Annotated in this window: 21 protein-coding genes and 1 pseudogene; 9 read left to right on the forward strand and 13 right to left on the reverse strand. The window is 66.1% G+C overall.

The annotated features are described in order from the left end of the window. Positions 1–44: 44 nt before the first annotated feature. The 3 genes from minE to minC are packed head-to-tail and all read right to left on the reverse strand — an operon-like array spanning position 45 to position 1,849. Positions 45–326 (reverse strand): cell division topological specificity factor MinE, encoded by a 282-nt coding sequence (minE, locus tag KGM94_RS14660; RefSeq protein WP_300260162.1) that lies wholly within the window; start codon positions 324–326, stop codon positions 45–47. Then, on the reverse strand, positions 323–1,138 hold the full coding sequence (minD, locus tag KGM94_RS14665; RefSeq protein WP_300260165.1) for a septum site-determining protein MinD: 816 nt from the start codon (positions 1,136–1,138) through the stop codon (positions 323–325). The genes minE and minD overlap by 4 nt, the downstream gene beginning before the upstream one ends. A gap of 21 nt (positions 1,139–1,159) precedes the next feature. Next, a complete protein-coding gene (gene minC, locus KGM94_RS14670) occupies positions 1,160–1,849 on the reverse strand; it encodes a septum site-determining protein MinC (protein ID WP_300260168.1) in 690 nt (229 codons plus the stop codon). A gap of 346 nt (positions 1,850–2,195) precedes the next feature. Between minC and KGM94_RS14675 the strand changes: the two genes are divergently transcribed. Continuing rightward, positions 2,196–2,621: a cupin domain-containing protein gene (locus tag KGM94_RS14675; RefSeq protein ID WP_300260171.1), complete on the forward strand. Its 426-nt coding sequence runs from the start codon at positions 2,196–2,198 to the stop codon at positions 2,619–2,621. A 16-nt stretch (positions 2,622–2,637) separates the two neighbouring features. Here KGM94_RS14675 and KGM94_RS14680 read toward each other — a convergent pair whose 3' ends face one another. Then, on the reverse strand, positions 2,638–2,895 hold the full coding sequence (locus KGM94_RS14680) for a hypothetical protein (protein ID WP_300260175.1): 258 nt from the start codon (positions 2,893–2,895) through the stop codon (positions 2,638–2,640). A 64-nt stretch (positions 2,896–2,959) separates the two neighbouring features. Beyond that, positions 2,960–3,961 (reverse strand): DUF2778 domain-containing protein, encoded by a 1,002-nt coding sequence (locus KGM94_RS14685; RefSeq protein ID WP_300260178.1) that lies wholly within the window; start codon positions 3,959–3,961, stop codon positions 2,960–2,962. Between the two features lie 107 nt (positions 3,962–4,068). Here KGM94_RS14685 and KGM94_RS14690 point away from each other — a divergent pair, with 107 nt between their 5' ends. After that, positions 4,069–4,509 (forward strand): DUF1810 domain-containing protein, encoded by a 441-nt coding sequence (locus KGM94_RS14690; RefSeq protein ID WP_300260227.1) that lies wholly within the window; start codon positions 4,069–4,071, stop codon positions 4,507–4,509. A gap of 184 nt (positions 4,510–4,693) precedes the next feature. Here KGM94_RS14690 and KGM94_RS25295 read toward each other — a convergent pair whose 3' ends face one another. Continuing rightward, positions 4,694–5,011 carry a hypothetical protein gene (locus KGM94_RS25295; protein WP_366526247.1) on the reverse strand — a complete coding sequence of 106 codons (318 nt, stop codon included), beginning with the start codon at positions 5,009–5,011 and terminating at the stop codon, positions 4,694–4,696. Between KGM94_RS25295 and KGM94_RS14695 the strand changes: the two genes are divergently transcribed. The 3 genes from KGM94_RS14695 to KGM94_RS14705 all read left to right on the forward strand — a co-directional run bounded on the left by KGM94_RS14695 (position 4,940) and on the right by KGM94_RS14705 (position 7,273). After that, positions 4,940–5,767: a DUF2336 domain-containing protein gene (locus KGM94_RS14695; protein ID WP_366526246.1), complete on the forward strand. Its 828-nt coding sequence runs from the start codon at positions 4,940–4,942 to the stop codon at positions 5,765–5,767. The two genes, KGM94_RS25295 and KGM94_RS14695, sit on opposite strands and share 72 nt — an antisense overlap. After that, positions 5,764–6,111, forward strand: coding sequence for a PilZ domain-containing protein (locus tag KGM94_RS14700; RefSeq protein ID WP_300260184.1), 348 nt, complete (start codon positions 5,764–5,766; stop codon positions 6,109–6,111). The genes KGM94_RS14695 and KGM94_RS14700 overlap by 4 nt, the downstream gene beginning before the upstream one ends. Before the next feature lie 115 nt (positions 6,112–6,226). Beyond that, positions 6,227–7,273: an HD domain-containing phosphohydrolase gene (locus tag KGM94_RS14705; protein WP_300260187.1), complete on the forward strand. Its 1,047-nt coding sequence runs from the start codon at positions 6,227–6,229 to the stop codon at positions 7,271–7,273. 24 nt (positions 7,274–7,297) lie between these two features. Here KGM94_RS14705 and KGM94_RS14710 read toward each other — a convergent pair whose 3' ends face one another. Further along, positions 7,298–7,501 carry a hypothetical protein gene (locus KGM94_RS14710; protein WP_300260190.1) on the reverse strand — a complete coding sequence of 68 codons (204 nt, stop codon included), beginning with the start codon at positions 7,499–7,501 and terminating at the stop codon, positions 7,298–7,300. Positions 7,502–7,631: 130 nt separating this feature from the next. Next, positions 7,632–8,309, reverse strand: a complete 678-nt coding sequence (locus tag KGM94_RS14715; RefSeq protein ID WP_300260193.1) for a nitroreductase — start codon at positions 8,307–8,309, stop codon at positions 7,632–7,634. Between the two features lie 138 nt (positions 8,310–8,447). On the opposite strand from KGM94_RS14715, the gene KGM94_RS14720 reads away from it, so the two are divergent. The 3 genes from KGM94_RS14720 (at position 8,448) to KGM94_RS14730 (ending at position 10,692) form a co-directional block, all read left to right on the forward strand. Then, positions 8,448–9,410, forward strand: a complete 963-nt coding sequence (locus KGM94_RS14720) for an alpha/beta hydrolase (protein ID WP_300260197.1) — start codon at positions 8,448–8,450, stop codon at positions 9,408–9,410. A 59-nt stretch (positions 9,411–9,469) separates the two neighbouring features. Continuing rightward, positions 9,470–10,342 (forward strand): dienelactone hydrolase family protein, encoded by an 873-nt coding sequence (locus KGM94_RS14725; protein ID WP_300260200.1) that lies wholly within the window; start codon positions 9,470–9,472, stop codon positions 10,340–10,342. A gap of 101 nt (positions 10,343–10,443) precedes the next feature. Then, positions 10,444–10,692: a hypothetical protein gene (locus KGM94_RS14730; protein WP_300260203.1), complete on the forward strand. Its 249-nt coding sequence runs from the start codon at positions 10,444–10,446 to the stop codon at positions 10,690–10,692. Between the two features lie 74 nt (positions 10,693–10,766). Here the strand turns inward: KGM94_RS14730 and KGM94_RS14735 are convergent, their stop codons facing one another. Continuing rightward, positions 10,767–11,642: an MBL fold metallo-hydrolase gene (locus KGM94_RS14735; protein ID WP_300260208.1), complete on the reverse strand. Its 876-nt coding sequence runs from the start codon at positions 11,640–11,642 to the stop codon at positions 10,767–10,769. Positions 11,643–11,758: 116 nt separating this feature from the next. Here KGM94_RS14735 and KGM94_RS14740 point away from each other — a divergent pair. Beyond that, a pseudogene (locus KGM94_RS14740) lies at positions 11,759–12,179 on the forward strand (transposase). 198 nt (positions 12,180–12,377) lie between these two features. Here the strand turns inward: KGM94_RS14740 and KGM94_RS14745 are convergent. The 4 genes from KGM94_RS14745 to KGM94_RS14760 form a co-directional block, all read right to left on the reverse strand. Beyond that, the gene (locus tag KGM94_RS14745) at positions 12,378–14,000 is read right to left on the reverse strand and encodes an ABC-F family ATP-binding cassette domain-containing protein (RefSeq protein ID WP_300260211.1); all 1,623 of its coding nucleotides are present in this window, start codon (positions 13,998–14,000) and stop codon (positions 12,378–12,380) included. Positions 14,001–14,124: 124 nt separating this feature from the next. Beyond that, on the reverse strand, positions 14,125–14,274 hold the full coding sequence (locus KGM94_RS14750) for a hypothetical protein (RefSeq protein ID WP_300260218.1): 150 nt from the start codon (positions 14,272–14,274) through the stop codon (positions 14,125–14,127). A gap of 57 nt (positions 14,275–14,331) precedes the next feature. Next, complete coding sequence (locus KGM94_RS14755) at positions 14,332–14,802, reverse strand: hypothetical protein (RefSeq protein WP_300260221.1); 471 nt, start codon at positions 14,800–14,802, stop codon at positions 14,332–14,334. 97 nt (positions 14,803–14,899) lie between these two features. Further along, the gene (locus KGM94_RS14760) at positions 14,900–16,606 is read right to left on the reverse strand and encodes a caspase domain-containing protein (RefSeq protein ID WP_300260224.1); all 1,707 of its coding nucleotides are present in this window, start codon (positions 16,604–16,606) and stop codon (positions 14,900–14,902) included. Between the last annotated feature and the right edge of the window lie 84 nt (positions 16,607–16,690).

The following is a 16,690-nucleotide window of genomic DNA, read 5'->3' on the forward strand; positions in this document are numbered from 1 at the left end:
CCGCCACGGTGTTTTCACAACGATCGAGCCGACGTTCTGGTTCCCTAGCCCGCCGCGACGCGACGGCGCTCGAAATCGTTGGGCACCTCGATGTCGACTTCCAGCGTCGACACCTCGTCGCCCCGCTCCAGCCGCACGATCACCTTGTCGGGATCGAGCGTGACGTGCCTGGAGACGACGGCGAGAATTTCCTCGCGCAACACGCCCAGCAGATCGGGCTGGCCGCGCAATCCGCGTTCGTGCGCGAGCAGTATCTGCAGCCGTTCGCGCGCGACGGGTGCGGAGCCCTTGCGGCCGCGGAGCAGCCTGAGCAAACCCATGCTCATGCCGCCCTCCGTCGCAGCAGGCGATCCATGAAGCCCTTGCGTTCGGAGGGCACCTGCATCGGCACGCTCTCGCCGCACAGGCGTTTCGCCGCATCGATATAGGCCCGCGCCGGCGCGCCGTCGGTGTTCGCCAGCGTCACCGGCGTTCCGACGTTGGAGGCGCGCAGCACGTCCTGGCTCTCCGGGATGATGCCGAGCAGCGGCGTCGCAAGGATCTCCAGGATGTCGTCGATCGTCAGCATCTCGCCGCGCGAGGCGCGCGAGGGATCGTAGCGGGTGATCAGGACGTGCTTCTCGACCCGCTCGCCCCGCTCGGCCCGCACCGTGCGGGAATCCAGCATGCCGATGATGCGGTCGGAATCGCGTACCGAGGAGACTTCCGGATTGGTCACGATCACCGCCTCGTCGGCAAAGCGCATCGCCATCGTGGCGCCGCGCTCGATGCCGGCCGGGCTGTCGCAGATCACCCAGTCGAAGCGGCCGCGCAGCTCGGCGATCACCTTGCCGACACCCTCCTCCGTCAGCGCGTCCTTGTCGCGGGTCTGCGAGGCCGGCAGCAGCCAGAGATTCTCCAGCCGCTTGTCCCGGATCAGCGCCTGCGGCAGCTTGGCGACGCCCTGCACCACGTTGATGAGATCGAACACGACGCGACGCTCCGCGCCCATCACGAGGTCGAGGTTACGCAGGCCGACGTCGAAATCGACGACCACGACCTTGTCGCCGCGTTGCGCCAGCGCTGCTCCAAGGGCGGCGGTCGTCGTGGTCTTGCCCACGCCCCCCTTGCCCGATGTCACGACCAGAACTTTGGCCATTTGAAAAACCTCCTTTGCTGGTCAGTTCAGCGCGGTGATCCGCATGGTGTTGCCCTGCAGGAAGGCCTGCGCGGGCCGGCCGCGCAAGGCGACGTCGATGTCTTCCGCAGTCTGATAAAATCCATCGATTGCAAGCAGTTCAGCCTCGATCTTCTGGCAATAGATCCGCGCGCTGGAATGTCCGTTCACGCCGGCCATGGCGCGGCCGCGCAGCGTGCCGTAGATGTGGATCGATCCGCCGGCGACGACCTCGGCGCCGGAGCCGACCGAGCCCAGAATAGTCACGTCGCCCTCGGGAAAGATCACGGTCTGGCCCGAACGCACCGGGTTCTCCAGCAGAAGCGAGGCCGGCTGCCTGGGCTCGATCTTCTTCGGCGCACTCGGCTCGACCGTGGTCGGGCGGCCGCCGGACAACAGCGGCGGCATGTTCTGCGCAAGCCTCGCCTCCTCCACGCCCTCGAGGCCGAGCACGCGGATATTGCGCTCCTGCAGGCTTGCGAGCAGATGCGCGATGCCGGACTGGCTGAGATCGACCGATGACAGGTCGACGACGACGGGACGACCGGCGAAGAAGCCGGGCGAGCGCGTGATCGTGGCGTCGATCTCCTGCAGCCAGTCGACGATCGGGACCGTCGGCACGAAGACGAAGGCGACATAGGACCGGCCGCGCAGGCGCACCAATTGGCGTTGAGGTCTTGCTGCTGCCTCCATGGCTGCCGACTCGTCCCTTGTTATTGAATAGTTAATGATCGGGCCGCCATGGTTAACGGACGGTTAAATCTCCCGTTGAACTACGTGGCCGTTTTGGGGCCATTTTGGGTCGGACAGCAGCGAAGCGACCGACGGCGATGAGGTCGCGCGAGTTCGCCCCTCTCGCGACTTGCGGCGCCATCGGTCGCGTCAGCGCGAAAGCCATCTCAGCAGTGCCGTGATCGACACTGCCTGCTGATCGGGCCCATCCCGAGCGATGTCCCTTGAACGCCATGTCGAAGGGCCTATTCTTCGCAACCATTCGCTCCGGACACCAATGATCCGAATCTGGCGGGAGGAGACCATCATGTTGACAAGACGTGGATTTGCCGGCTTTGCATCCTGTGCGCTCTGTGGACTGGCCGAGTTCGCCGCGACCGATGCGTCGGCGCAAGGTACGCCGCCGCCGGCTCCCGCGGGTTTCACGCGAAAGATGCTGACGCAGATGGATGGGCCGGCGCCCGGCTATGTGACGCTCGTCGCCGAGGTCACCATCGATCCCGGCGTCCTGGTGGCGCGGCATACGCATCCGGGAATCGAATCCGGCTACGTCGTTTCCGGCGGGCTCGAACTGCCGATCGAGGGACAGCCGACGCGCATGCTGAAGGCGGGCGACGGCTTCCAGGTACCGGTTGCGACACCGCATGCCGGCGCCAAGAACGGCGATACGAAGACCGTGGTCGTCAGCACCTACGTCGTCGAGAAGGGCAAGCCGCTCGCATCGCCGGCCTGATCGGCTGCAGGGCCGCTCACAGCAGTTTAGCGCTCACGAACAGCGCGCGGACGGCGTCGGTCGCCTGCACGGTCAGCATGGCGTTGCCGGCGGCACCCTCGAGGGCCGTCACGGCGTTCTCGTGCAGCGCGCGGAATTCCATCCACTCGACCGAATTGTAGTTGGTGAGGAACTGATAGGCCTGACCCACGGTCGCGATCGCGAGCGTCTCGCCGTTCAGCCGGATCTTGAACGTCGTGCGCAGCCGGGTGTCGGAACTGGATGGATCGCTCATGCGCTGGTTCTGGACGATGACGGCTTGACGAAGGAACAATCGCCGCCGCGCGGCTTCGATGGCGTCAGGAGTCCGTGGTCGTGCGCTGCGATACGGAAGTCGCCCCGCTCAGGCTCGGCACGACCACGAGGCGGTTGAACTCGCCATTGTCGTACGCTTTCAGGAACCGATCGTAGAACTTGATCGAGACGCAACCGTTGGAATCGCCGCCCGAACCGAGCAGATAGCTGTGGGTCAGCAGGCCGACGCGGCCGAGCGCGCTGCTGCCTTCCGCCGGGGTCATGCGGAGTGCCCGCACGCCATGAAACAGCTTCTCGCGCGGCTTCAGGTCGTAGACCGCGGGCGGCGTCGCGCCGATATTGGCCTCGTGTACGTGGTCGGGATCGTCCTTCAGCTGTCCCATGCCGGAATGCGCCTCCAGGACCAGGCCGCTCGGCAGGTAAACTGCGCGCGCCGAGATGTCGTAGACGGCGGTCTGCGCGTCGTAGCCGAGCGCGGCGAGATCGGGCCCCTGGTTGAACAACCCGACGCCCGGATTGAGCGAGGCCAGCTTGATCCTGTCGCCCAGCTTCTGCAACCACGACCGGCCGTCGCCCTTGGGCAGTGTATCGGCATAGGCCTGGCTCGAGGCGATCTGGGCGGCGAGATCGGCCTGGGCCGGGCGCGACCGCGGTAGCGGGACCCCGGACTTTTGCGCCAGATTGGCGTCGCCGGCCGCAAGCCTGTCGTCTCCGGCCAGGGTCGAACGCCAGTCGTCGTCGAGGAGTTGCCGGGCCAGGAGCGTCTTGGCGTCCCGCAACTTGAACTGGAGTGCGCTCACCGCCGAACGGTCGCCGGACCGGCCGGGTTGTCCGCCAGACAGGGAGTGAAAACGCTCGTCGAACGTGCTGCCACCGCCGGAGGACAAATCCGCCGACGTGACAGGCGCGGTGGCGTCGGCATTGGCGATCCAGGCCGCCGCTCCGACCGACAGGGCGAACGCAGCCAGCAACAGCAACACCGTCTCGGACCGCCCGACCCGGCGGCGCGACAACAGTCCTTCGACGCGTGCTGCCCTCGATCCCATCAGTTCCCCAAATCGACCCCCGGCGGCGCCCAACTGCCGGGATTCTCTACCAGCTACCATATCAGGAGCCAAAAGTGAGGCATAATCGCGACCGCCCGGGGGTGCCGATGACCGATCCGTTCGACCTCAACCGCTTCGTTCGCGCCCAGGACCCCGTCTACCCCGCCGTGGTGACCGAGCTCACCCGCGGCCGGAAGCAGAGTCACTGGATGTGGTTCATCTTCCCGCAGGTCGAAGGCCTCGGGTTCAGCGCCATGTCGCAGCGCTATGCAATCGCCTCGCGCGAGGAGGCTGTCGCCTACCTCGCCCATCCGGTGCTGGGACCGCGGCTCGTCGAATGCACCCGCCTGGTGCTCGCCATCGAGGGCCGCAGCCTCGACGCGATTCTCGGCGCGCCCGATGACGTAAAATTCCGCTCGTCGATGACCCTGTTCGCGGCGGTGTCCGATAACCCGATCTTCGCGCAGGCCATCGCAAGATATTGCCCGGAAGGGCGGGATGGCGCGACCAACGCGATCCTGGCCGAGTTCGACCGCAGGGCGCGATGACCACCGCCACGGCCGGTTCTTCCGCGGTGCAATGGGACTGGTTCCGAGTCGGTCCTATAATGCATTTTTTAACAATTTAGGCGCGTAATACACCGGTTCGTAAGTACAAGTTCCTTTGCGGATCAGGCCCGCCATGAGTGCAGTTTTGCCTGCCGATATTGTTGCCGACCTTGAAAGCGCAATCTCAGGCTCTTCTCCCGATCGCCATGCCCGCATGCTGTGGCGGACCACGGATCTGCTGGTCGCCGGTCGCGATCGATTTCGGCAGCATGAGATCGGCGTCCTCGACGCGGTCCTGATCCGCCTGACCGAGCGCATCGAGACAAAGGTGCTCGTCAAGCTCGGCGAAGCGCTCGTCGACCTGAAACCCGCGCCGGCGGAAACGCTGCGGCGCCTCGTGTTCCACGATGATCCGGCGGTCGCGGCCCCTGTGCTCCGGAAGTCGCAGGCGATCCGTCCCGGCGATCTCGAGGCGGTTGCGGGTTCGCGCGGCGAGCAGCATCTCCTGGCAATCGCGGACCGACGCGAGCTCGCCGAAGACCTCACCGATATCTTGCTGCAGCGCGGCGGCCGGAATGTCTGCCGCGCCCTGGTGAGGAATTCGGGCGCCCGGTTCTCCGCCGCCGGCCAAGCGACCCTGGTCGCGAAGGCGCGGGACGACGACGAGGTCACGAAGGACCTGTCGCTGAGGACGGACGCGATCCTGCGCGAGCTGCCGTCGGCGGCGCCGGGCGAGGCGATCGGCGGGATCGCCGATGCAACAGACTGCGAATTGCGCCAGCGCATCAAGGAAGCGGCTGGGCCGATTGCCCGAGGATTGGGCGTGAAGGAACGGCGCCCCGTCGACTATTCCGAGGCCAGGTCGACGGTGGTCGCACTCAGCCGTATCGGGAAACTCAACGATTCCACCGTCAACCGCTTCGCGATGCGCAACGAGACGGCGAACCTGATTGCCTCCCTGTCGGTTCTCTCGGACGCCCCGACCGAGATCATCGAATCCATCATGGCGGACGCGGATTGCACGAGTCTGGTGATGGCATGCCGGGCTTCGCGGCTGAACTGGCAGACGACGCTCACGATCCTGAAAACCCGCGACGCGGGCCAGCTCTCCGACGAGCAGCGCGAACGCGCCCAGCAATTGTTCGAAGAGCTCTACCTGTCGACCAGCCAATGGGCCGTGCGCTGGGGAGACATGGCCGCAGGCGCCGGCCGCACGGCCGCAAGCAACAATGGTGCAAAATCCGGAGCCAAGCGATGAAGTTCGACAATCGCAAGACACTTCGCGTCCGGATGGAGCACAGGCAACCCGTCAACCTGATGGGCTCCGATGGGACCTGGCGGCGCAGCTGCGTGTTGCTCGACGTTTCCCAGACCGGCGCCAAGATCGAGGTCGAAGGGACGCTCGACGTGCTGCAGGCCAAGGAGTTCTTCATGCTGCTGTCGTCGACGGGCCTCGCCTATCGGCGCTGCGAACTGGTGTGGATCGACGGCACCATGGCGGGCGTTCATTTCGTCGATGCCGGCGGCCGGAAAGAGCGGGCGAAGGCATCGAGCTCACAAAACACGGCGTCGCAACGGCCCGGTCCGGACAAATCGGCTTGACCGGTCCATCGTCGAGCAGGGCATTTGAGATCGGACATGTTGCCATCCATTGCCGCACGATACCCCGGACAATTCACGCCGTGCCGGCCGCATCCGGGACACGGAGACAGCCGTCATGTTCGTGCATGTGCTAGCTGACAGGTCGGACAAGCTGTCGGCGGTTTGCGCCGCTCTCGAGCGCAGATTCGAGGTCGCGGGAGAGCGGCTCGACGTCGAGGCCAAGCTTCCGCACGCGCCCTTTGCCGTGGTGGTCCGTGCCGACCTTCGTGCCGTCGAGAACATTGCCGCGCTCAAGAAGCGAGCGCCACGTCTGAACCGGGCGGGCAAACGCATCTTCCTGGTGGAGGAGCCGTCGCACGTCAGCATCTCGCAGGCCTACGCGCTCGGAGCGACACTGGTCCTTTCCGGCACGATCGACCGGACGAAACTGGTGGCGGCCCTGACCGATCCGGCGGACCCGGCCGCCTCATCCGGCGGCACCTCGGGGAAGAACGATGCCGTCGAAGCGGCCGCAACCGCCATTGCATCGATGTTCGACGCGGCCTCGTTCGGCGCGCCGGTCGATGTCGACGGCACCAGGGAGGCGGGCGGGAAGATCGCCGACCGCATCGCCGAGCATGGTCTGTCGGAATGGCTCACGACCGTGCGGCGCCATCACGAGGGAACCTACCAGCATTGCCTGCTGGTGACGGGCCTTGCGGTCGACTTTGGACTGAGCCTGGGCCTCCGGAAGACCGATCTCGAACGGCTCTATACGGCGGCCATGTTCCACGACATCGGGAAGGCCAGAATTCCCCTGGCGATCCTGGACAAGCCGGGACGCCTGGACGACGAGGAGCGCGCCCTCATCGAAACGCATCCGACTGCGGGATATGAGGTTCTGAAGGACCTGCAGAACGTCTCGGCCGAAATCCTCGACGCGGTCCGGCATCATCACGAATATCTCGACGGCAGCGGATATCCGGACGGACTTTGCGCCCAAAGCATCTCGGATATCGTTCGGATCCTGACGATCGCCGACATCTTCGGGGCGTTGATCGAACATCGATACTACAAGCCGACCATGTCGCGTCAGCAGGCCTACGACATTCTGTGCGGGATGAACGGCAAGCTGGAAAAGGCGCTCGTCGCCTCGTTCAGGGAGGTTGCCCTGAGCAGATAGCCCCACGGCGTACGACGCATGCGGTCAGTGCGTCGCGCGATGGGCGGAGCGGCGGCGCGGGATCGACCGGCAGGCCAATCCGTCGGCCAGCGTCTGCATGTCCTCGTGCTTTCCGCTTTGGATCAGGCGGGCAAATTCCTCGGCTGTGAAAGGCAGGGCCGCGTCATCCTCGAGGGGTCGCGCACGCGCCCCGAAGAAACGCCGAAACAGGCCAGCCAGCCGCCGCATACCCGGATCCTCGCGCCAGCAACAAACCGTCTTGCGCCGCTATTGTTCCTCCCGACGCCAGCGGATTGCAAGAGCCGGCTTCCGGTCGACCGCAAATTCTCCGAGCGCGCCCGCGTGACCGCGGCCAGCCTCAATCGGCGAAGCCGACGAAGCGCACGAACTCCTCGTTCGCCTCCCGGTCGGAGCGGACGGCGTTCGCGGCAAAGCCGTCGTCCGGATAGCCCATCGCGACGCAGGTCATGATGACCTCGTCCTCGGGGATGGCGGCGACCTCGCGCACGATGTCGGACCGCATGATGCCCTGCCCGTTGATTACGGTTCCAAGCCCGCGGTCCCAGGCCGCGAGCACGATGCCGTAGCACAGCGCGCCGAGGTCGAAATGGCAGACCGCGCCGGGATCGAGTTCGCGATCATAGGTCAAGACCAGCGAGACCGGCGCGTCGAACTGGCGGAAGCCGCGCAGCACCCAGTCCTGCCGCATCGGCTTGTCGTCGCGCGCGATCCCCATCGCACCGAACAGCTTCTTGGCGATGTCGACCTGCCGAGTGCGATGGACGCCCTGGTACTCGCCGTGGCTGACGATATCGCGCTTGGCCTTGGCGCCCGCGACCATCTCCTCCATGTTGCGGCGGCGCACCTCCTCGAGCGGCCCGCCGGTCAGCACGTGGACGTGCCAGGGCTGGGTGTTCATCGAGGACGGCGCACGCTTGGCCGTCTCGATGATCGCCTCGATCACCGCGCGCGACACCGGCTCCTTGGTAAATCCGCGCACGCTGCGACGGGACTGCACCAGCTTTTCGAATTCCACGTTCTCTCCCCCTGCCTCGACGTGCGCGCCGCGACGGTGCCCATGACGCGCCGGCCGGTTGCCGACGCGGCGCGCGAAACCTATGCTGGGGCGCAACGAAAACCAAGAAGCTCAAACCACGAAGTCCACGGAGACGCCATGGCTGCGCCGCTCGATCCCGTCATCGCCCAGATCATTCCGCTGTTGCCGTTGCGCGATGCCGCGACCATGACACCGCAAAGCGCCCGCGATTCCTTGCGTGCACTTGCTGCCGCGCGTGCCGCGGTGCCGCCGCCGCCGGTCGCGAGCACGGAGGACATCGCGGTCGCGGGCGGCGCCGGGCCGGCCGCGGCGCGCGTCTACCGCATGGGCACGGCATCGTCGCCGACGGTGGTATTCTTCCATGGCGGTGGCTGGGTCGCCGGCGATCTCGAGACCCATGACCGGCAGGCGCGCTGGCTCGCGATCGAAACCGGCGCCGTCGTCGTATCCGTCGACTACCGGCGCCCGCCGGAAACGCGCTTTCCCGGCGCCTTCGAGGATGCTTTTGCGGCGACGCGCGACGTGTTCAACCGCATTGCGGAATTTGGCGGCGATGCCGGCCGCGTCGGGGTCGCCGGCGACAGCGCGGGCGGCAATCTCGCCGCCGCCACCGCCATTGCCTGCCGCGACGCCGGCCTCAAACTCGCCGCGCAATTGCTCGTCTATCCCGCGACCGACGCGGTCGGCAACTACGCCGATGCGCGCGAGAACGCCCGCTTTCCCTCGCGCGCCGAGAATGCGGAAGGCTATTTCCTGTCGCGCAGCGTGATGGAGTGGTTCGCCGGCCACTATTTCGCCGACCCCGGCCAGGCCCCGGACTGGCGCGCGTCGCCGCTGCGGGCGACCTCGCTCGCCGGTGTCGCGCCGGCGGTGGTCACCACCGCCTGGTTCGATCCGCTGCGTGACGAAGGCACAGCCTATGCGCGCGCGCTGGAAGCGGCCGGCGTGCGCGTGAAGCATCACGAGGGGCCCGGCCTGATCCACGGCTATTTCGGCATGGGTGAAGCGTCGGATGCGGCGCGCGCCGAAGCGCAGCGCGCCCGCGCCGATTTCAAGGCGTTGCTCGCGCGCGGCGTCTAGCCCCGCTGGGCCGCGGTGTGGCCCCAGGCCTTGCAGAAAGACAACAGGCTCCGTCCGCCATGCCCCACTCCACGATCCGCAATCTCTGCAGCGCCGTCGCCTCGATGCTGCTGATCTCGGGGGCATTGGCCGAGCCGCAAACCGTCTATTTCGGCAGCACCGACGGCAGCACGCAACTCGTCGGGTATCTGTACAGGCCGCAAACGGCCGGAGCGCACCCGGCCATCGTCCTGCTGCACGGCCGCGGCGGCCTCTATTCCAGCAACGACAACGCGGGCTGCACCGACGTCTCGCCGGGCATTGCATCGTCCTGCAATGCCGCGACACTCTCGAAGCGGCACGTGATGTGGGGCGAATACTGGTCCACCCGCGGCTATCTCGCGCTGCTGCCGGACAGTTTTGGTCCGCGCAGCAAGGCGCATGGTTTCGGCCGCTTCACCCATGACGATCCCGATCGCGCCGACGTCAACGAGAAGACCGTGCGGCCGCTCGACGCCGAGGGTGCGCTGGCCTGGCTGCGCGGCCGCAACGACGTGATCGGCAGCCGGATCTTCCTGCAGGGCTGGTCGAACGGCGGCAGCACCGCGCTGAACGTGATGATCCGCCAGGGATCGACCGGCGGCTATCGCGGCGCACTCGTCTTCTATCCCGGCTGCGGGCCGAAAGCGCTGCTGTCGCCGGTGGTCTCGACCACGGCGCCGCTCGCGATGTTCCTGGGCGCCGAGGACGAAGAAGTCTCGCCGACGATCTGCCAGCAGGTCGCCGAGCAGTCGCGGCAGGCCGGCACCGGGATCGATCTCATGGTCTATCCCGGCGCAACGCATGATTTCGACTATCCGATACCGCGCCGGCAGTCCGTTCCGGCCAACCAGGCTGCACTGAACGACGTGCTCGACCGTGCCATTGCAACCGTCGAGCGATGGAAAAATTGAAACGGGCATCCGCCGGACGCCGATCTCTGCCGATCTCTGCTTGATTGCGCCACGATTCTGGGGTTCCAATTCCCGAACCAGTCCTTGGTTGAGGAGACACCATGATGAAGCGAATTTTCCTGGCGGCGATCGTCGCCACCTTTGCGGCCGGGTCGGCCTTCGCGGACGACACCTGCGCAAGCAAGGCCGTCGGCAAGGACGGCAAGCCGCTGGCCGGCGCCGCCAAGACCTCCTTCATGAAGAAATGCAAGGAGGACACCTGCTCGGCCAAGGCCGTCGGCTCGGATGGCAAGCCGCTCGCGGGCGCCGCCAAGAACAGCTTCATGAAGAAGTGCGAGACCAGCGCGTAAGGCACCCGCGCAACCCGCAATCACGATGCGCCCGGCCACGGCCGGGCGCATCGTGCCGCCTGGCGCAGGCGGTGCTACTGCCGCCTGAAGCGGTAGTCGAAGGCTTTGCCGAGCGGCTTGATCCAGCCGACCGTCGGCGCCGGAAAGTGCACCGGCAAAATCAGCGTGTCGGTATCGGCGACGGAGGCGAAGAACTTTCGCCGCGAGACCGCCGACTGCTGCGGATCCCAGTCCGGCCTGGCCGACCAGTCCGGCTCCCGGCACTGGATCTGGTGATGCATGAGATCGCCGGCGACCACCGCGCGCTGGCCCTTCGAGAAGATGTTGACGCAGCAATGACAGGGTGAATGGCCCGGCGTCGGCGTCAGCGTGACGGTATCGTCGAGCGCGTAGTCGTCGTCGACCAGCAGCGCCTGCCCGGCCTCGACGATCGGCAGGCAATTGTCGCGGAAGACGGTGCCCGGCGGATTCTTGCCCTGGGCGTGCTCCGCCTCCCACGCTGCATACTCGCCCCTGTGGAAGACGTATTTCGCGTTCGGGAACGTCGGCACCCAGCGGCCGTCGCGCAAGCTCGTGTTCCAGCCGGTGTGATCGATGTGCAAATGAGTGCAGAACACGTAGTCGACCTGCTCGAAGCCGACGCCGAGCGCGAACAATTCATTGCGCCAGCGCTCCTTGCCGGGAAAATCGAACGGCGGCGGATGGCCCTTGTCCTCGCCGGTGCAGGTGTCGACCAGAATGGTGTAGCGCGGCGTGCGCACCACGAAGGTCTGATAGGTGATGACCATCATGCCGCGGGAGTCGTCAAACACCTCCGGCTCCATGGTCGGCAGGTGACGGCGGAACACCGCCTCGTCATAGGCCGGAAAGAAATCCTGCGGCCGCCGCCACGGTCCCTCCCGCTCGATCACCGCATCGATGGTGATGTCGCCGATCCTGATCTGCCGCATGGCCGCCTCGCTCCCGGTTTGCTCAGAAAGGGTAGCGGCGGCGATTGCCGGCATCAAGCTGGCACCAAGTTGTAGCCCGGATGAAGCGAAGCGAAATCCGGGATAGACTGCAGCGTATGGTGCGGTACAGACGCAATTTCCTGCCCGGCGGGACATTCTTCTTCACGGTCACACTGGAAGATCGAAGATCGTCCGTACTCACGAACTACGCCGCGTCGCTGCGCGAGGCGTTCCGGGCGGCCCACGACAAGAAGCCGTTCGTCGTGGATGCGATCGTGGTCCTCCCCGATCACCTGCATGCCATCATGACATTGCCCGACGGGGGACTCAGATTTCTCGGATCGATGGCGGCAGAGTGACCTCGAGCGATGCGCCGACTACATCCATTTCAATCCGGTCAAGCATGGCCTGGTCACCTCGCCGTCCGACTGGCCGCACTCGTCTCTGCATCGTTACATCCGTGAGGGCATACTGCCTGCTGATTGGGGAGGCAGCGGCGAAATCGACGGCGGCAACTACGGCGAACGCGACGCTTGATCCCCGGATTTCGCTTCGCTCCTCAGGGTTGACCGACGCTTCCTGGTAGCCCGGATGGAGCGCAGCGCAATCCGGGATGGGCGATCGAGAGTTTCGCAAGCGGCTTGGCGCACGGCACGACCTCCCCGGATTTCGCTGCGCTCCATCCGGGCTACAAGCCAAGTCGGACAAAGCGAAACGCAATCCGAGGCAGCTCCGCTACGAACGCAACCCCGGCGCCTCCTGGCCGGTGCGAGCGACGTATTCGGTATAGCCGCCGCCATACTGGTGGATGCCCTCGGGGGTCAGCTCCAGCAACCGGTTGGAGAGGACGCTGAGGAAATGCCGGTCGTGCGAGACGAACAGCATGGTGCCCTCGAAGTCCGACAGCGCCGCGATCAGCATCTCCTTGGTGGCAAGGTCGAGATGGTTGGTCGGCTCGTCCAGCACCAGGAAGTTTGGCGGATCGAACAGCATCTTCGCCATCACGAGCCGCGCCTTCTCGCCGCCCGACAGCACCCGGCAGCGCTTCTCGACGTCGTCGCCGGAGAAGCCGAAGCAGCCGGCGAGCGCACGCAAGCTTCCCTGCCCCGCGGTCGGAAACGCGTCTTCCAGCGTCTGGAACACCGTGCGCTCGCCGTCGAGCAGGTCCATCGCATGCTGGGCGAAATAGCCCAGCTTGACGCTGCCCCCCAACGCCACCGTGCCCTCGTCGGGCTCGCTCGCGCCGGCCACGAGCTTGAGCAGCGTCGACTTGCCGGCGCCGTTGACGCCCATCACGCACCAGCGCTCGCGCCGGCGGATCATGAAGTCGAGCCCGTCATAGACCCGCCTGCTGCCGTAACCCTTGTGCACGTTCTTCAGCGCCACGACGTCCTCGCCCGAGCGCGGCGCCGGGGGAAAATCGAACGCCACGGTCTGGCGCCGCCTGGGCGGCTCGACCCGCTCGATCTTGTCGAGTTTCTTCACCCGGCTCTGGACCTGGGCTGCATGCGAGGCGCGCGCCTTGAAGCGCTCGATGAACTTGATCTCCTTGGCGAGCATCGCCTGCTGGCGCTCGAACTGCGCCTGCTGCTGCTTTTCGGCCATGGCGCGCTGCTGCTCGTAGAACTCGTAGTCGCCGGAATAGGTGGTGAGCGAGCCCTGGTCGATTTCGATCACCTTGGAGATCACGCGGTTGATGAACTCTCGGTCGTGCGAGGTCATCAGCAGCGTGCCTTCGTAGCCCTTCAGGAACTGCTCGAGCCAGATCAGACTTTCGAGATCGAGATGGTTGCTCGGCTCGTCGAGCAGCATGACGTCGGGACGCATCAGGAGGATGCGTGCCAGCGCCACCCGCATCTTCCAGCCGCCCGAGAGCGCGCCGACGTCGCCCTCCATCATCTCCTGGCTGAAGCCGAGGCCGGCGAGCGCCTCGCGCGCCCGGCCGTCCAGCGCATAGCCGTCGAGCTCCTCGAAGCGGTGCTGCACCTCGCCGTAGCGGGCGATGACGTGCTCCATCTCGTCGGCGCGATCGGGATCGGCCATCGCGGTCTCGAGCTCGCGGAGCTCGGCGGCGACCTCGCTGACGGGACCGGCGCCGTCCATCACCTCGGCGACGGCGCTGCGGCCGCTCATCTCGCCGACGTCCTGGCTGAAATAGCCGATGGTGATGCCGCGATCGGTCGAGACCTGCCCCTCGTCGGGCAGCTCCTGGCCCGCGATCATGCGGAAGAGCGTGGTCTTGCCCGCGCCGTTCGGACCGACCAGGCCGATCTTCTCGCCCTTGTTGAGCGCTGCGGAGGCTTCGATAAACAGGATCTGGTGGCCAGCCTGCTTGCTGACGTTGTCGAGACGGATCATCGGATTTCTGGTGGATTTCGCTGCGGCCGCTCTTAATCGATCCGCCGCACGCATGGAAGCCCGTTCTGCGCCCGGACGGCCGCTTGCGCAAGAAAATGGCCGTAAGATCGCCGCAGACGCACGATTAATGCCGCTTGAAGTACTGCACCTCGCGTTCGTGCTTCTCGGCCGTCGAGCGGCTCTTGAAGGTGCCGAGATTGCGGCGCTTGCCGGTCTTCGGGTCGACCTTGCGCGAATAGAGCCGGTATTCGCCGGATCGCAATTTGCGGATCATGGCCGCGCCTCCTGTTGCGCCCCGAGCGTCAACCGCGGCGGCGCGGGGCCGGTTCCGTCACGGCTTGCGCTCCGGCGGAAACGCCTGGTTGCCGAACGGCTGCGGGTCGGCCGGCACCTTCATGACGATGAAGCCGCGCTCCATGGTGCGGTGACAGGCGTTGCAGCCTGCCGTGAGATCGGCCGCGGCCGAAGCGAATTTCTTGCCGTCCTTGGCCGCGATCGCCGCCGACACCGCATTGAGCGGCGCCTCCAGCGTGGTGACGTTGGAGATGGGAATGCCGGAATAGAGCACGGCGGCTTCCACGAGGCTCGCCTTGAGCTGGCGCAGCTCGAAGGCGGCAAGGTCCCAGTTCTGCGCCTTGCCGGCCAGCCACAGCTTCTGATGGCGCGTCTGCGCCGCGCTCATGATGTCGCCGAGCCGCGGCACGTATTCGCCCACTGATGGCGATTTCAGATCCTGGGCAAACACCGGCGAGGAGGACGCACACAGCATCGCCAGGCCAACCGTCCACTTCCGTAACGTCATTTCATGCTCCATGCGTCCATCACTTGCGACGGCCATCCTATGGCGCCGGCCGCCGCCTCGGCTATTGCGTTTGATCAAGGCAGGCATTCCCGCCGCGTCATCGTGCCAGACACCAGTTTCGCTGCACGTCGGACGCCCGAAAGCGCGCGACCGTGCCCTCGAAGCCGCCTTCATGCTGGTTGTTGGGCCAGAATCCGGAGACCGACTCGCCGATCGTCGGATTGTCGATCGAGGCCTGGTGGGTGCCGCCGGCACCGAGCTGTTGCGTCATGCCGGCGTCGGAGCCGACCAGCGTTCCGTCCACCATGACGTAGCGGCCCTGATTGCCGTAGCTCACGCCGACGCGGTGCCACACGCCGAAGCTGAACGGCGAGCCCTTGACCTCGAGCTTGAATTCAGGCCGATGGCCGGGTTCGTATTTGGCGCCGGCGATGTGAAAGCGCATGTCGCCGTTGGCGCAGGCGTAGAGCCAGGCGCTGCCCGGCCAGGTGACGTCGCCGCCCTGGATGTCGGTGGTGAAGATCACCGCGCAGCCGGCATGTTCGTTGAGCTTGCCCGCGGAATAGAAGTAGCCGCTCGACACGTTGATGACCCATTCCAGCGTCCCGGAGCGCGGCAATCTGGTCGATCCGTAAGAATAGACGATGCGGCTTTCGCGCTTGCGCGTGAAGGTTGCGCCGGCATCCGCACCCTTGGCGAACACCACGCCGTGGCTGACCCCGCTCAGCCGCCCCGACGCGGTGAAGTCGTCGTCGATGACGGCGGGATCGGCGCAGGCGGCCTCCTGCGTCAATGTCGGCGCTCGTGCCGTCGCGGACGGCCGCAGCGCCGCGATGCGGTTGCGCGCCGCCGAGGCGAACACGCCGTCCGGAAAATCGGACAAGAATTTTTCGAACGCCGCGGCATCGCTGGAATTCTCGATCGCCCGCCATACCGCAAGCTCCAGCGCCTTGGAATCGACGGGCGCCGCGGCAGGCGCGGCCGGCTTGGCGCCGCCGCCCTCCGGCGTCACCGTGATGATGCCTTCGATCTTGAACGAGAAGCGGCCGGTCAGCGAGGAGGAATCCCAGGGCACCTGCTTGCCGTTGGTCTGCTGCATGACCTCGTTGCGGACCTCGATCATGAGATCGGAGAGCGACAGGCCCGGCTGGTCGATATGGGCGAGCATCGCCTGGGTGAACGGGCTGTTGCGGCCGGTGCCGTCCTGGGCGACGTTGTCCGGCTGGGTCGCGAACGCGATGAAGGTGCCGGAGGCGGTCTGGATGCGGCTCAAGCCTCTCCCGAGCGCCGAGGACGAGCGCGTGCCGAGCGTCCGCGACAGATCCTTGGCGAAGGGGTTGTCGCGGCAGGCGTCGAGCATGACGATGTTGACGCGGCTGCCTCGCGCCAATTGCTGCATCACCAGCGAGACCGGGATCAGATTGATATCGAGCTCCGCCTCGTACTCCACCTTGCTGTCCACCGGCACCAGATAGTTCTGGCCATTCACCTGCAGGCCGTGGCCCGCATAGAAGAACAGGGCAACGTCGGCGCCCTCCGCCGCGCGTCCGAACGAGGCGAGCGAGGTGAGAAAGGTATTGCGATCGAGATCGAGCCCGGGGATGACGTCGAAGCCGAGCGATTTCAGCCGCGCGATCATGTCGCCGGCATCGTTTCGCGGATTGGGCAGCCGCGGCACGTTCACATAGCCGGAGTTGCCGATCACGAAGGCAACCTTGCGCTCGGCAAGCGCCGGCTGCGCCGCGAAGGCGACGAGGAAGGATATGGCGGCGACGATCTGGCGAAAGCGGCAGGCAGGCGGCATGTGTCCCTCTCGCCCGCCAACTTAAGTGGCTGCACCGGCTGCGCTTTGATCCAAATTAAAGAGGCCTGGACGTCGTTGAGCACG

Source organism: Bradyrhizobium sp. (assembly GCF_028868675.1).
Taxonomy (GTDB): Bacteria; Pseudomonadota; Alphaproteobacteria; order Rhizobiales; family Xanthobacteraceae; genus Bradyrhizobium.